The organism is Pseudomonas putida, assembly GCF_002741075.1.
GTDB classification, from domain to species: Bacteria; Pseudomonadota; Gammaproteobacteria; order Pseudomonadales; family Pseudomonadaceae; genus Aquipseudomonas; species Aquipseudomonas putida_T.
On the sequence record NZ_CP016634.1, the window covers coordinates 2,013,846 to 2,028,004 of the forward strand.

Here is a 14,159-nt window from a genome sequence, read left to right on the forward strand (position 1 = left end):
GGAGCTGCGCATGCCGCGTCCCATTCGCTTCAACGCCTTCAGCATGAACGCTGCCAGCCACCAGTCACCGGGCCTCTGGCGTCATCCGCGCAACACCAGCGTGGATTTCAACCGCTTGGACTACTGGACCGATCTGGCCCGTCTGCTTGAGCGCGGGCTGTTCGACGCCCTGTTCATCGCCGATGTGCTGGGCATTTACGATGTCTATCAGGGCGGGCCGGACGCGGCCCTGCGCGGCGGTGTGCAGGTCCCGGTCAACGACCCGTTGCTGCTGGTGCCGGCCATGGCCGGGGTGACCGAACACCTGGGGTTCGGCGTGACCTTCTCGCTGACCTACGAGCACCCCTACCCCTTCGCCCGGCGCATGTCGACCCTGGACCACCTGAGTAATGGTCGGGTCGGCTGGAACATCGTCACCGGCTACCTCGACAGCGCCGCACGCAACCTGGGCCTGGCCCGGCAACTGGGCCATGACCAACGCTACGACCTGGCCGAGGAGTACCTCGACGTGCTGTACAAGCTCTGGGAAAAGAGCTGGGACGACGACGCCGTGGTGCTTGAGCGCGAAACAGGCCGCTATATCGATCCGTCACGCGTGCATCCCATTGCCCATACCGGCGAGCACTTTCAGGTGCCCGGCATGCACCTGTGCCAGCCCTCACCCCAGCGCACCCCGGTGCTGTTCCAGGCCGGCGCCTCCGCGCGCGGGCAGCAATTCGCCGCGCGGCATGCCGAATGCGTATTCATCAGTGGCCCGACACCCACCGTGCTGCGTCGCTACGCCGAAGGTATCCGCCAGGCCAGCGAAGCGGCCGGTCGCGGTCGCGACGAGGTGCTTATCTATGCCCAGGCCCTGCTGATCGTTGGCCACACCGGCGAGCAAGCCCAGGCTCGCTTTGCCGACTATCGCCACCATGTTGATCTTGAAGCGGCCCTGGCCCTGCTGTCGGGCTGGACCGGCATCGACTTCGCAGGCCTCGAACCCGACGCGCCCATCGAATATGTGGAGAACGACGCCGGCCGCGCCGCGCTGGCGGCCTTCACCGCCGCCGACCCCAACCGGCGCTGGACCGTACGCGAGGCGGCGCAGTTCGTAGGGCTGGGCGGTCGGGGCCCGGTGCTGGTGGGCTCGGCGCAAGAAGTCGCCGACCAGCTGGAAACCTGGCTAGACCAGACCGGCATCGACGGTTTCAACCTCACCTATGCGGTGCAACCGGACGATCTGGCCAACGTGGTCGAGCTGTTGATACCCGAACTGCAACGCCGCGGTCGCTACCCGCTGGCCTATGAAGACGGCACCCTGCGCCACAAGCTGTTCGGCCAGGGCGATCGTCTGCCAGAAGCCCATCACGGGCGCCGCGTCGACATTCACTGAATAAATACCGGACATTTCAACATTTAATTTGTGGATGCCACGGAAAGGCTCATATCCTGTCCGTGCATCCCCTGCGGCGCACCGGCCGGTGCGGTTCAACGGCACGGGGACAGAACAACAAGTCGAGACTCTCCATGTCGAATCATTCGTACTTCGCCCCTCACGGTGGGCACCCAGGCCAAACCGAGCTGCTGACTGACCGTGCCATGTTCACCGAAGCCTATGCCGTCATCCCCAAGGGCGTGATGCGTGACATCGTCACCAGCCACCTGCCGTTCTGGGACAAGATGCGCATGTGGGTCATCGCCCGCCCGCTGACCGGCTTCGCCGAAACCTTCTCCCAGTACATCGTCGAAGTCGCCCCGGAAGGCGGCAGCGAGCGTCCTGAGCTGGACCCGAACGCCGAAGCGGTCGTATTCGTGGTCGAAGGCGAGATCGACATCACCGTCGAAGGCAAGCACCACACCTTGGTCCCAGGCGGCTACGCCTTCCTGGCCCCGGGCGCCGACTGGAGCCTGCGCAACAACAGCAAGTCCAACGTCACCTTCCACTGGCTGCGCAAGCACTACCAGAAGGTAGAAGGCCTGGCTGTTCCAGAATCCTTCGTCACCCACCGCAAGGACGCCACCGTCATCGAGATGCCGGGCACCGAAGGCCGTTGGGTCACTACCCGCTTCGTCGACATGGCCGACATGCGCCATGACATGCACGTCAACATCGTGACCTTCCAGCCAGGCGGCGTGATTCCGTTCGCTGAAACCCACGTCATGGAACACGGCCTGTACGTGCTGGAAGGCAAGGCGGTGTACCGCCTGAACCAGGACTGGGTCGAAGTCGAAGCCGGTGACTTCATGTGGCTGCGCGCCTTCTGCCCGCAAGCCTGCTACGCCGGCGGCCCAGGCCCGTTCAGCTACCTGCTGTACAAAGACGTCAACCGCCACGTGCACCTGACCCTCAACCCACAGCGTTGAGTCCAGGCTGATGTCAGCAAGCCCGCCTTCATGGCGGGCTTGTCGTTTGTGTCCATACTTTTTGGATCCCCAGCCTTGGGCCTGCGGCCATGCCCTTGTATCGCCTGTTGCTCACTCTGCTGCTCCTGTTGCCCGCCCCTGTGCTGCTGGCAGACGACTGGCGCCTTGCGCAACAGGAGGATGGCGTTGACGTCTACCTGCGTGCTGTCGAGGGCTCGTCGTACCAGGCGTTTCGCGGCATTACCCACATCAAGGCGAGCGTGCGCACCCTCACCGACCTGCAGGAAAACCTGCGGGTAGCCTGCAAGTGGCTGTATGCCTGCGCCGAAATGCGTCTGCTGGAAGTCGATGGCGACAGCACCTGGGTCTACCTGGTCACTGACCTGCCCTGGCCGGCCCGCCCACGGGACATCGTGCTGCGCGTGCGCACCGAACGCCTGGACGACGGCACCCTGGTGCGCCACCTGAGCGCCGAGCCGAGCCGGGTACCTGCGGCGCCTGGGCTGATCCGCGTGCGCCGGCTGCGCGGGGAATGGACCATGCGCCCCCTGGGCGAAAAAGAAACTGAAGTGACCTACCAACTGCAAGCCGACCCCGCAGGCGACGTGCCAGGATGGCTGGCCAACCAGTTCGTGGTGGATGCTCCGCTGGTGACCTTGCGTACCCTCAAGGCCGTGGCCGAGCGCCAACCTTGATACAGCGTTCGCGGGTAAGGCCGTTCTCCCACAACGCCCGCGCTGATTCGCAAGGCACCACTGAACCTTACGCAGTAGCTCTCAAGGGCCCTGCTAAACCCGCCTGGAGTGTATTGTCCTTCGGGGCTGCACTGTCGTTGCGGGAGGCGCCTGCGACGGGCCGCAAGGCGTCCCTCTGTCCAGGCCGCCTGGCTTTCATGTGTCCTGATCGATGATGCCGGGCGACATATCATTCCGCTTGATATTAACCTTCGCGTCGTTCGATTCGTTCCCCGCGCGCAAGACTCGCAGAATCCGCCCACTATCCAATCATTGGCGGAGTTCTCCATGGAACAATCACTCAAACCCTTGCGCTTTCCCCTCGCTGCCCTGGCAGTGCTGGTGATCGCCGCGTGCGGTCGTACTCCGGAGGCTGTACAGGCTCCCGCCGCGCCCAAGGTCAGCGTGGCCAAGGTGATCGAACAGCCGATCAACGAATGGGACGAGTTCACCGGTCGCCTGGAAGCGCCGGAAACCGTCGAGGTACGCCCGCGGGTCTCCGGCCAGATCGACCTGGTGGCCTTCACTGAAGGCGCCCAGGTGCAAAAGGGCGACCTGTTGTTCCAGATCGACCCTCGCCCGTTCCAGGCCGAGGTGCGCCGTCTGGAGGCACAACTGCAACAGGCCCGCGCCACAGCGCTGCGCAGCGAGAACGAAGCCCGTCGTGGTGAACGCCTGCGTGACAGCAATGCGATCTCCGCAGAGCTGGCCGAGTCCCGCAGTAGCGCCGCCGCCGAGGCTCGCGCCGGGGTCGCAGCGATCCAGGCGCAACTGGACCTGGCCCGCCTGAACCTGAGCTTCACCCGGGTGACCGCCCCGATCAGCGGCCGCGTCAGCCGCGCCCAGTTCACTGCCGGCAACATCGTCACCGCCGACGTCACGCCGCTCACCTCGGTGGTCTCCACCGACAAGGTGTACGCCTACTTCGACGCCGACGAGCGGGTCTATCTCAAGTACACCCAGCTGGCCCGCGACGGCCAGCGCGGCCAGAGCACCCCGGTGTACCTGGGCCTGACCAACGAAACCGGCAACCCGCACCTGGGCCAGATGAACTTCGTCGACAACCAGGTCAACCCGCGCACCGGCACCATCCGTGGCCGCGCGGTGTTCGACAACCGCGACGGCCAGTTCACCCCCGGCCTGTATGCCCGTCTGAAGCTGGTCGGCAGCGCCAAGTACGACGCCGTACTGATCAATGACGAGGCCGTGGGCACCGACCTGGGCAAGAAGTTCGTGCTGGTCATGGACAAGGACAACAAGGCCGCCTACCGCGCCGTCGAACTGGGGCCCAAGCTCGAAGGCCTGCGCATCGTGCGCAGCGGTCTGAGCAAGGAAGACCGCATCGTGGTCAAGGGCCTGCAGCGCGTGCGCCCTGGTTCGCCGGTCACGCCAGAGGAAACGCCGATGGCCAGCGAAGAGACCCTCGCCACGTTGGCCCGCCAGCGCCAGGCCCTGGAAGCCAGCAACAAGGCAGCACCGGCTGTGGCCGGTGCCCGTGAGAATGTCGCCAGTGCCCAGGCACCGCGCGGTTAAGGGACCCCTCCGATGAACTTTTCGAAATTCTTCATCACCCGCCCGATCTTCGCCGCCGTGCTCTCGCTGGTGCTACTGATCGCAGGCTCCATCGCGCTGTTCAAGCTGCCGATCAGCGAATACCCGGAAGTGGTACCGCCCACCGTGGTGGTGCGTGCCAACTTCCCCGGCGCCAACCCCAAGGTGATCGGCGAAACCGTCGCCGCCCCGCTGGAACAGGCGATCACAGGGGTAGAGAACATGCTGTACATGTCCTCGCAGTCCACCGCCGACGGCAAGCTGACCCTGACCATCACCTTCGCCCTGGGCACCGACCTGGACAATGCCCAGGTGCAGGTGCAGAACCGCGTCACCCGGACCCAGCCGAAGCTGCCGGAAGAAGTGACGCGCATCGGTATCACCGTCGACAAGGCCTCGCCCGACCTGACCATGGTCGTGCACCTGACCTCGCCGGATAACCGCTACGACATGCTGTACCTGTCCAACTACGCCATCCTCAACATCAAGGATGAGCTGGCGCGCCTGGGCGGCGTGGGCGATGTACAGCTGTTCGGCATGGGTGACTACTCCCTGCGCGTCTGGCTCGATCCGAACAAGACCGCCTCGCGTAACCTGACCGCCAGCGACGTGGTAGCAGCCATCCGCGAGCAGAACCGTCAGGTCGCCGCCGGCCAACTGGGCGCCCCGCCCGCGCCGGGCTCGACCAGCTTCCAGTTGTCGATCAACACCCAAGGCCGCCTGGTCAATGAGGAAGAGTTCGAGAACATCATTATCCGCGCCGGCGAGAATGGCGAGATCACGCGCCTGAAAGACATCGCCCGGGTCGAGCTGGGCTCCAGCCAGTACGCCCTGCGCTCGCTGCTGAACAACCAACCGGCGGTGGCAATCCCGATCTTCCAGCGTCCAGGCTCCAATGCCATCGAAATCTCGGACGAAGTCCGCGCGAAAATGGCGGAGCTGAAGAAGGACTTCCCCGAAGGCATGGACTACAGCATCGTCTATGACCCGACCGTGTTCGTTCGCGGCTCCATCGAGGCCGTGGTGCATACCCTGTTCGAGGCACTGGTGCTGGTGGTGCTGGTGGTGATCCTGTTCCTGCAGACCTGGCGCGCCTCGATCATCCCGCTGATGGCCGTGCCGGTCTCGCTGATCGGTACCTTCGCGGTGATGCACCTGTTCGGTTTCTCGCTCAACGCGCTGTCGTTGTTCGGCCTGGTGCTGGCCATCGGGATCGTGGTGGACGATGCCATCGTGGTGGTGGAAAACGTCGAACGCAACATCGGCCTGGGCCTCAAGCCCATGGAAGCGACGCAAAAGGCCATGAGCGAAGTGACCGGGCCGATCATCGCCACCGCCTTGGTACTGTGCGCGGTGTTCGTGCCGGCGGCGTTCATCTCCGGCCTAACCGGGCAGTTCTACAAGCAGTTCGCCCTGACCATCGCCATCTCGACCGTGATCTCGGCGTTCAACTCGCTGACCCTGTCGCCGGCCCTGGCCGCGGTGCTGCTCAAGGACCACCATGCGCCCAAGGACCGCTTCTCGCGGTTCCTGGAAAAACTGCTGGGCAGTTGGCTGTTCACCCCATTCAACCGCTTCTTCGACCGCGCCAGCCATCGCTATGTCGGCGGCGTGCGCCGGGTCATCCGCTCCAGCGGTATCGCCCTGTTCGTCTATGCCGGCCTGATGGGCCTGACCTACCTGGGCTTCTCGTCCACCCCGACCGGTTTCGTCCCGGCCCAGGACAAGCAGTACCTGGTGGCCTTCGCCCAACTGCCGGACGCGGCCAGCCTCGACCGCACCGAGGCGGTCATCAAGAAGATGAGCGAGATCGCCCTGGAACAGCCTGGCGTGGCCGATTCGGTGGCCTTCCCTGGCCTGTCGATCAACGGTTTCACCAACAGCCCCAACAGCGGCATCGTGTTCACCCCGCTCAAGCCATTCGACGAGCGCAAGGACCCGAGCCAGTCGGCAGCGGCCATCGCCGCGGCGCTGAACGCCAAGTTCGCTGACATCCAGGACGCCTACATCGCGATCTTCCCACCACCCCCCGTGCAGGGCCTGGGCACCATCGGCGGCTTCCGCCTGCAGATCGAGGACCGGGGCAACCTGGGCTACGAGGCGCTGTACAAGGAAACCCAAAACATCATCGCCAAGAGCCACAACGTACCGGAGCTGGCTGGCCTGTTCACCAGCTACCAGGTCAACGTGCCTCAGGTCGATGCCGCCATCGACCGGGAAAAAGCCAAGACCCATGGCGTTGCCATCAACGACATCTTCGAGACGCTGCAGATCTACCTGGGTTCGTTGTACACCAACGACTTCAACCGCTTTGGCCGCACGTACCAGGTCAACGTCCAGGCTGAACAGCAGTTCCGCCTCGACGCCGAGCAGATCGGCCAGTTGAAGGTGCGCAACAATCTGGGCGAGATGATCCCGCTGGCGACGTTCCTCAAGGTCAGCGACACCTCCGGGCCGGATCGGGTGATGCACTACAACGGCTTCATCACCGCCGAGATCAACGGCGGTGCAGCGCCCGGCTACAGCTCAGGCCAAGCCGAGGCTGCCATGGACAAGCTGCTCAAGGAAGAACTGCCCAACGGCATGACCTACGAATGGACCGACCTGACCTATCAGCAGATCCTGGCGGGCAACACCGCACTGTTCGTCTTCCCGCTGTGCGTGCTGCTGGCCTTCCTGGTGCTGGCGGCCCAGTACGAGAGCTGGAGCCTGCCACTGGCGGTGATCCTGATCGTGCCCATGACCCTGCTGTCGGCGATCACCGGCGTGATCATCTCCGGCGGTGACAACAACATCTTCACCCAGATCGGCCTGATCGTGCTGGTGGGCCTGGCGTGCAAGAACGCCATCCTCATCGTCGAGTTCGCCAAGGACAAGCAGGCCGAGGGCCTGGACCCGCTGGCTGCGGTGCTGGAGGCCTGCCGCCTGCGTCTGCGCCCGATCCTGATGACCTCCATCGCCTTCATCATGGGCGTGGTGCCGCTGGTGTTCTCCTCCGGTGCCGGTGCCGAAATGCGCCATGCCATGGGCGTCGCGGTGTTCTCGGGGATGATTGGCGTGACCGTGTTCGGCCTGTTCCTGACGCCGGTGTTCTTCTTCCTGATCCGCCGTTTCGTCGAACGTCGCCAGGCCCGCAAGGCCGCGCGCGTCCACTCGCTGGAGAGCCATGCATGAACCTGCTCAAACCCCTGACCCCGAGCCTGCTGGCATTGGCCCTGGCGGCCTGCGCGGTGGGCCCGGACTACCAAGCGCCGGCAACCGAGCCTGCGCACCTGGACACCGCACTGCAGGCCAAGGCGTTGGACCGCAGCCGCTTCGAAAGCATCTGGTGGAAGCAGTTCGACGACCCGGTGCTCAATGAACTGGTACAGGCATCGCTGGAAGGCAACCGCGACCTGCGCGTGGCCTTCGCCCGGCTCAAGTCAGCCCGTGCGATTCGTGAGGACGCCGAGAACGACCAACTCCCGGTGGTGACCAGCCGCGTCAGCAGCGACATCGGCAAGGGCCAGATTCCCGGCCAGACCGAGCACCGGGTCAACAGCGAACGCTATGACCTGGGCCTGGACATGGCCTGGGAGCTGGACCTGTTCGGACGGATCCAGCGACAGATCGAGGCCAGCGAAGCGCAGGAGGCCGTCGCCGCGGCGGACCTTCAGCAACTGCAGGTCAGCCTGATCGCAGAATTGGTGGACGCCTACGGTCAACTGCGTGGCGCGCAACTGCGCGAAAAGATCGCATTGGCCAACCTTAAGACCCAGCAGGAGTCGCGCAGCATCACCGAGACCCTGCGCGATGCCGGGGTCGGCAATGACCTGGACGTGGTCCGCGCCGATGCCCGCCTGGCCGCCGTGGAGGCGACCGTGCCGCAGCTGCAGGCCGAACAGGTGCGCGCACGCAACCGCATCGCCACGCTGCTCGGCCAGCGCCCGGATGCCCTGAGCGTGGACCTGTCGCCCAAAGCCTTGCCGGCGATTGCCAAGGCCTTGCCCGTGGGTGACCCCGGTGAGCTGCTGCGCCGCCGTCCAGACATCCGCAGCGCCGAGCGCCAGCTGGCGGCGGCCACGGCCAATGTCGGCGTGGCCACGGCTGACCTGTTTCCGCGGGTGAGCTTGAGTGGGTTCCTTGGCTTTACCGCAGCGCGTGGGTCGCAGATCGGCTCGTCGGCGGCCAATGCCTGGGCCTTGGGGCCGAGCATTACCTGGGCGGCGTTCGACCTGGGCAGCGTGCGGGCGCGCCTGCGCGGGGCCAAGGCCGATGCCGAAGGCGCTTTGGCCAACTATGAACAGCAGGTGCTGCTGGCTTTGGAAGAATCGGCCAATGCCTTCAGTGATTACGGCAAGCGTCAGCAGCGGCTGCTGGCATTGATTCGCCAGAGCGATGCCAGTCGCAAGGCGGCTGAGTTGGCGTCGGTGCGGTATCGGGAAGGGACGGCTGATTACCTGGTGCTGCTCGATGCGGAGCGGGAACGGCTGAGTGCGGAGGATGCACAGGCGCAGGGTGAGGTTGAGCTTTATCAGGGCATCGTGGCGATCTACAAGGCTCTGGGGGGCGGGTGGCAGCCTGAGGGACAGGCGGTGGCCAGCGTTCGCTGAGGTTTTTTCAAAGACTCCTTTGGTTGGTTCCTCCCCCAACCGTTTGCCCCGCTGGCCCTTGGTTTGCGGGGCTTTTTTTGGGGCTTGGGCTTGGGCTTTCAGATTGGGTGAATATCCGGTGTTGGCGGTGGCGCCACCGGCGCTTTTCGCCTTTACGGAGTGACCCGCCGTAAAGGCGGAAAGGTGACTAAGCGTCGACAAATCAAACCATCAAACACCCACCCAACCATCAGGACACCGCCGAAACCCCCTCAATATCCCGCGCAGCGTACTTCTGAGCCAACACCGCACACACCATCAACTGAATCTGATGAAACAACATCAAAGGTAAAATCATCGCCCCAATCCCACCGCCCACGAACAACACCTGAGCCATGGGCACCCCCGTCGCCAAGCTCTTCTTCGATCCGGCAAAAAGAATGGTAATGCGATCTTCCACGCTGAACCCCAGCACCCGCCCCAACAACCGAGTCCCGAACAAGACCGCCGCCAGCAAAATCCCACAGACGACGAACAACCCCGCCAGATGCTGCGCCGAGACGGTATGCCAAAGCCCGGTCACCACCGCATCACTGAACGCCGTATAGACCACCAGCAAGATCGAACCCTGATCGACGATCTTCAGCCACCGTGCATTGCGTCTGACCCATTCCCCGATCCAGCGACGCGCAATCTGCCCTGCCACGAACGGCACCAGCAACTGCAGCGTGATCTTCAACACCGCATCCAACCCCGACCCACTGTCCCCCTCGGCGCCAAGCAACAGCATCACCAGCAGCGGCGTCAGGAAGATGCCCAGCAAGCTGGACGCCGCCGCACTGCAGATCGCCGCAGGAATGTTGCCGCGCGCCAGCGAGGTGAAGGCAATCGCCGACTGCACCGTGGCCGGCAAGGCGCACAGATAGAGCACGCCCAAGTACAGCTCGTTGCCCACCAGTGGCACGAACAGAGGCTTGAAGGCCATCCCCAGCAACGGGAACATCACGAACGTGCAGGTGAACACCAGCAGGTGCAACCGCCAATGACTGGCACCGGCGATGATCGCCTCGCGCGACAGCTTGGCGCCGTGCAGGAAGAACAGCAGGCCGATCGCCAGGTTCGTCAGCCAACCAAAGAACACCGCGCCGTCTCCTGAACACGGCAGCAACGTGGCAATCAACACGACCCCAAGCAAGGCCAAGGTGAAGTTATCGAAGATTTTTCTGACGTACTTCATGGATTTTTCCGAGTTGTATTTGTGCTGGAGCAAACGATAAGGTCTCGCCTCCCCTACCGCTAACGCCGGAACCCCCGCCAGTGTCGCTGAACGGACATCCCGAGGCCCGCCTCGACCAGCTCGAATACCTACCACGGCCTGTCTATGGCCAGGCCGAAAGCCTCCCCAACATTGCCCTGGGCTATCGCCACCGGCATCCCTGGGGACAACTCTCCCACGCGCGCAACGGCATCCTGCGCGTGCACACACCGCAAGGCTTGTACCTGGTGCCGCCACAACGGGCCGTATGGATCGCCGCACACGTTCCTCATCGTGTGGTCTGCGAGCCCAGCACCTGTATCCGCAGCCTGTACATCGACCCTGCCGCCCTACCCTGGCCAGCCACCGCCTGCCGGGTCGTGGTGGTGGAACCCCTGCTGGGCGAACTGATCCAGGCGTTCTCGCAACTGCCCGTGCGCTACGACGCGTCAGGGGCCGATGGGCGCCTGGTGCAGGTGCTACTCGACCGTCTGGCCAGCGCCCGCGAAGAACAGCTACTGCTGCCGCTACCCCAGGATCGCCAACTACGCCAGATATGCCGTCGCCTGCAGGCCGCGCCGGACGATACACGCAGCCTGGGCGACTGGGCGCTGCGTCTGGGCGTCTCGGAAAAGACCCTCAGCCGGCGCTTCCTGCGAGAGACGGGCCTGACCTTCCGCTTATGGCGTCAACGGGTGCGCCTGCTCAGTGCCTTGCCAGCCCTGGAGCGCGCAGAACGGGTCACCGATGTGGCGTTGGCCTGCGGCTACGCCTCGCTTTCCGCATTCATCGCCGCCTTTGGCGAACAGTTCGGCCAATCGCCAGGTGAGTTCCTGCGACGCCACACACCCTCCTGAACCTGAACAAGGACCTTTGCATGAAGCCGCTCCCGTACGTGCGCTTTGCCCTCGCCCTGAGCCTCGTCGCCGCGACGGGGCAAAGCCTGGCCGACACATTGCACACACAGATAGATGAGATTATTCAGCCCTTGATGCGCGAGCACGACATCGCCGGCATGGCCGTGGCGGTGATCGCCGATGGCAAGGAGCACTACTTCACCTACGGTGTGGCCGACAAGGCCAAGGCAAAGCCAGTGGACCGCGACACGTTGTTCGAAGTCGGCTCGCTCAGCAAGACCTACACCGCCACACTCGTCGCGCTTGCCAGTGCCCAAGGCAAACTGGCGCTGGATGCCCCCGCCAAACGCTACTATCCCGCCCTTGAAGGCACGCCCCTGGGCGAGGCCAGCGTGCTGGAGCTGGGTGCCTACAGCGCCGATTGCCTGCCACTGCAATTCCCCGACAAGGTGCAGACCGAGGCGCAGGTACTGGCCTTCTATCAGCATTGGAAACCCCGTGCTGCGCGCGCCACCCAGCGCTGCTACTCCAACCCCAGCCTGGGCCTGTTTGGTGATCTGGCGGCGCGTGCGCAGAACAAGCCGTTCGCTCAGATCATGACCAAGCAGCTCTTGCCTGAACTGGGCCTGAGCGATACCTACCTTGCCGTGCCAGGCGCTGCACAACAGCGTTACGCCCAGGGCTACAACGCCAACAACCAGCCGGTGCGGGTCAACCCAGGGCCGCTGGCGGACGAGGCCTATGGGATCAAGACCACCGTGAGCGATGCCGCGCGTTATGTGCGCCTGCAGTTGAATGCCGACTCGCTGGCACCATCGCTACAAAAGGCGATCGCTCTCACCCAGACAGGCTACTTCAAGGTCGGACAAATGACCCAGGGCCTAGGCTGGGAGCGCTACCCGTACCCGGTCGTCCTGAATACCCTGCTCAAGGGCAACAGTTCTGAGGTAGCCCTTAAACCCCAAGCCACCCTGCGCCTGAAACCTGCCCTGCCACCCGAACCAGCAGCCTGGTATAACAAGACCGGTGCCACCGCGGGCTTCGGTGCCTACTACGCCTTCATCCCGGCCAAAGGGCTGGGCATTGTCCTGCTCGCCAACCGCAACTACCCCAATGAAGCCCGCGTGCGCGCGGCTTATCAGATCCTGTCGGCCTTGAATCATTGATGTCGGGAAGCAATTCGACAGTCCCCTGGGCATACGCGATCGCTTGTTGGTGATGGATTGTCGGACAACATGTAGTGCCAAAAAATATTCACTACAAACCTGTTGACGCCGTTCATCTGCCTTGGGCATGATGAAGCCGTCTCCCTGATCGGGAGCGGTGGCAAGGGTGTTCCAGACGGTCTGCGCGGTAACGCAGGCCGTCCGTGGAGAGGGAAACTGTCCAAAAGGCAGCGTGAGAAGGCCCCTGTTGCAATGCTGCTGTAGCAGCCGTGTTAGTGCGCTACATGTCGTGGCGCCGAGTGAAAAATCACTAACTGATGGGTAATGGGGGCTTTATGATGAACTTGAACAACAATCCTACGATCGACCAATTGGCCCAGCTGTTCGCCGCGCGCAAGGACAGCCTCGATGACCACCTGCTGTGGGTCAGCCAGACTGGCGAGGTACGCCTCGACCGTCTGCCACCCAACACGGTCGAAGATGAATTTGAATCGCACATGCCCAGCATGCGCGCCCGTTTCAAGGTCTACCGTCGTGGCCAAGGCTACGTCGGCAAGAAGGCCGCCGCCGACACCGAATTCGTCGGTCGCGTCCTGCAGACCCTGCAACAAGAATGGCCTACCGCCCGTGAGCGGGAGGCAGTCAAGGTGATAGACCCGTTGAACTGAGTCGTACCACCCTTATTGAGCCCGGCCCGCAAGGCCGGGCTTTTTCATGCCTGTTACACTGTGCGCTCCTGTTCCTTGGAGCCTGAGATGAACACCCCTGCATACGGCACCGGCGACGCGTCCTATCAAGCCGCTGGCGGCATCGACGGCCTGCGCCGCCTGGTCGATGACTTTTACCGACTGATGGACCAGTGTCCTGAAGCGTCCAGCATACGCCGCATGCACCCTGACAATCTGGAGGGTTCTCGGGACAAGCTGGCATGCTTTCTCAGCGGCTGGCTCGGTGGACCACGTCTGTACAGCGAGCGCTATGGCCCGATCGCAATTCCCTCGTTCCACGCACAATGGCCAATCGATGAAGAACACGCCAACCTCTGGCTGAGCTGCATGGCTCAGGCCATTGCCTTGCAACCTTGGGCGGCGGATTTTGCCGAGTACCTACTGCGCCAGTTGCGAGTGCCGGCCGAACGCATCGTCCAGGCCAGCCGCAACCGCCGCGCTCAGGCCTGAAGTCGCCTAGCCCTGACCACCGGCAATGGCAAGGCGCCGGTGGCCAGGGCCCGAGCGCGCTCGACGCCCCAGACCAGGGCGCGGGTCATGGTCTCACCGGGGCGCGCGGGATAGTACTCCTCCAGCAAGGCTTTGCCGCTTCCGGCATACAGCCCAAGAAACAATTGCGTGGCGCCCAGCCGCGACAAACGCACCTGAATGTCGAGCACCGTGCCGTCGCTCAGGACTTCGTCATGGCTGCGGCTATGTAAGTGGGCATCGGCCCATTCCCAGTAAGTCTGTTCCCTGACACGCATGCATTCACCTCCTTGTGCTGAAAATCGGCGCAAGAAAAGCACAGCCGCGACCGCCCGGCGAGTGCCAACCACCGATGCCATGAGCAGGATCAAGAAAGAGGATAAAAAGCTGCCGGCGATCGTGATGCAGTTCTCCGATCGATCAGGCAAGCGCACGCGCACGCGCACGCGCAGGAACGATATGGCCCTCACCTGACTCGTGCAT

12 protein-coding genes are annotated in these 14,159 nt (G+C 63.7%); 10 read left to right on the top strand and 2 right to left on the bottom strand.

Features of this window, described 5'->3' with window-relative positions:
• Nucleotides 1-10 precede the first annotated feature (10 nt).
• The 6 genes from IEC33019_RS09270 (at nt 11) to IEC33019_RS09295 (ending at nt 9,223) form a co-directional block, all read left to right on the top strand.
• Entirely contained in the window at nt 11-1,375 is a 1,365-nt protein-coding gene (locus tag IEC33019_RS09270) for an LLM class flavin-dependent oxidoreductase (RefSeq protein WP_070091131.1), read from the top strand.
• A 134-nt stretch (nt 1,376-1,509) separates the two neighbouring features.
• Nucleotides 1,510-2,346, top strand: coding sequence for a bifunctional allantoicase/(S)-ureidoglycine aminohydrolase (locus tag IEC33019_RS09275; RefSeq protein WP_070091132.1), 837 nt, complete (start codon nt 1,510-1,512; stop codon nt 2,344-2,346).
• Nucleotides 2,347-2,441: 95 nt separating this feature from the next.
• A complete protein-coding gene (locus IEC33019_RS09280) occupies nt 2,442-3,041 on the top strand; it encodes an START domain-containing protein (RefSeq protein WP_070091231.1) in 600 nt (199 codons plus the stop codon).
• Nucleotides 3,042-3,368: 327 nt separating this feature from the next.
• Nucleotides 3,369-4,613: a multidrug efflux RND transporter periplasmic adaptor subunit MexE gene (gene mexE / locus IEC33019_RS09285; RefSeq protein WP_070091133.1), complete on the top strand. Its 1,245-nt coding sequence runs from the start codon at nt 3,369-3,371 to the stop codon at nt 4,611-4,613.
• A gap of 12 nt (nt 4,614-4,625) precedes the next feature.
• On the top strand, nt 4,626-7,805 hold the full coding sequence (locus tag IEC33019_RS09290; protein WP_070091134.1) for an efflux RND transporter permease subunit: 3,180 nt from the start codon (nt 4,626-4,628) through the stop codon (nt 7,803-7,805).
• Entirely contained in the window at nt 7,802-9,223 is a 1,422-nt protein-coding gene (locus tag IEC33019_RS09295) for an efflux transporter outer membrane subunit (protein ID WP_070091135.1), read from the top strand. Before IEC33019_RS09290 ends, IEC33019_RS09295 begins: the two co-directional genes overlap by 4 nt.
• A 229-nt stretch (nt 9,224-9,452) precedes the next feature.
• Here IEC33019_RS09295 and IEC33019_RS09300 read toward each other — a convergent pair whose 3' ends face one another.
• Nucleotides 9,453-10,439, bottom strand: coding sequence for a bile acid:sodium symporter family protein (locus tag IEC33019_RS09300; RefSeq protein WP_099593362.1), 987 nt, complete (start codon nt 10,437-10,439; stop codon nt 9,453-9,455).
• 80 nt (nt 10,440-10,519) lie between these two features.
• Between IEC33019_RS09300 and IEC33019_RS09305 the strand changes: the two genes are divergently transcribed.
• From IEC33019_RS09305 to IEC33019_RS09320, 4 genes are all read left to right on the top strand, one after another.
• Nucleotides 10,520-11,314 (top strand): AraC family transcriptional regulator, encoded by a 795-nt coding sequence (locus IEC33019_RS09305; protein WP_070091137.1) that lies wholly within the window; start codon nt 10,520-10,522, stop codon nt 11,312-11,314.
• Nucleotides 11,315-11,334: 20 nt separating this feature from the next.
• Nucleotides 11,335-12,480, top strand: a complete 1,146-nt coding sequence (gene ampC, locus IEC33019_RS09310; RefSeq protein WP_070091138.1) for a class C beta-lactamase — start codon at nt 11,335-11,337, stop codon at nt 12,478-12,480.
• Between the two features lie 335 nt (nt 12,481-12,815).
• The gene (locus tag IEC33019_RS09315; RefSeq protein ID WP_070091139.1) at nt 12,816-13,148 is read left to right on the top strand and encodes a hypothetical protein; all 333 of its coding nucleotides are present in this window, start codon (nt 12,816-12,818) and stop codon (nt 13,146-13,148) included.
• Between the two features lie 87 nt (nt 13,149-13,235).
• Nucleotides 13,236-13,658 (top strand): group II truncated hemoglobin, encoded by a 423-nt coding sequence (locus IEC33019_RS09320; protein WP_070091140.1) that lies wholly within the window; start codon nt 13,236-13,238, stop codon nt 13,656-13,658.
• On the opposite strand, the gene IEC33019_RS09325 is transcribed toward IEC33019_RS09320, so the two are convergent.
• Nucleotides 13,649-13,954 carry a hypothetical protein gene (locus tag IEC33019_RS09325; RefSeq protein WP_070091141.1) on the bottom strand — a complete coding sequence of 102 codons (306 nt, stop codon included), beginning with the start codon at nt 13,952-13,954 and terminating at the stop codon, nt 13,649-13,651. The two genes, IEC33019_RS09320 and IEC33019_RS09325, sit on opposite strands and share 10 nt — an antisense overlap.
• Between the last annotated feature and the right edge of the window lie 205 nt (nt 13,955-14,159).

Coding starts and splice junctions, on each gene's coding strand:
- IEC33019_RS09270 (WP_070091131.1), top strand. CDS start 11: ATGCCGCGTCCCATTCGCTTCAACGCCTTCAGCATGAACGCTGCCAGC.
- IEC33019_RS09275 (WP_070091132.1), top strand. CDS start 1,510: ATGTCGAATCATTCGTACTTCGCCCCTCACGGTGGGCACCCAGGCCAA.
- mexE (WP_070091133.1), top strand. CDS start 3,369: ATGGAACAATCACTCAAACCCTTGCGCTTTCCCCTCGCTGCCCTGGCA.
- IEC33019_RS09290 (WP_070091134.1), top strand. CDS start 4,626: ATGAACTTTTCGAAATTCTTCATCACCCGCCCGATCTTCGCCGCCGTG.
- IEC33019_RS09295 (WP_070091135.1), top strand. CDS start 7,802: ATGAACCTGCTCAAACCCCTGACCCCGAGCCTGCTGGCATTGGCCCTG.
- IEC33019_RS09300 (WP_099593362.1), bottom strand. CDS start 10,439: ATGAAGTACGTCAGAAAAATCTTCGATAACTTCACCTTGGCCTTGCTT.
- ampC (WP_070091138.1), top strand. CDS start 11,335: ATGAAGCCGCTCCCGTACGTGCGCTTTGCCCTCGCCCTGAGCCTCGTC.
- IEC33019_RS09315 (WP_070091139.1), top strand. CDS start 12,816: ATGATGAACTTGAACAACAATCCTACGATCGACCAATTGGCCCAGCTG.
- IEC33019_RS09320 (WP_070091140.1), top strand. CDS start 13,236: ATGAACACCCCTGCATACGGCACCGGCGACGCGTCCTATCAAGCCGCT.
- IEC33019_RS09325 (WP_070091141.1), bottom strand. CDS start 13,954: ATGCGTGTCAGGGAACAGACTTACTGGGAATGGGCCGATGCCCACTTA.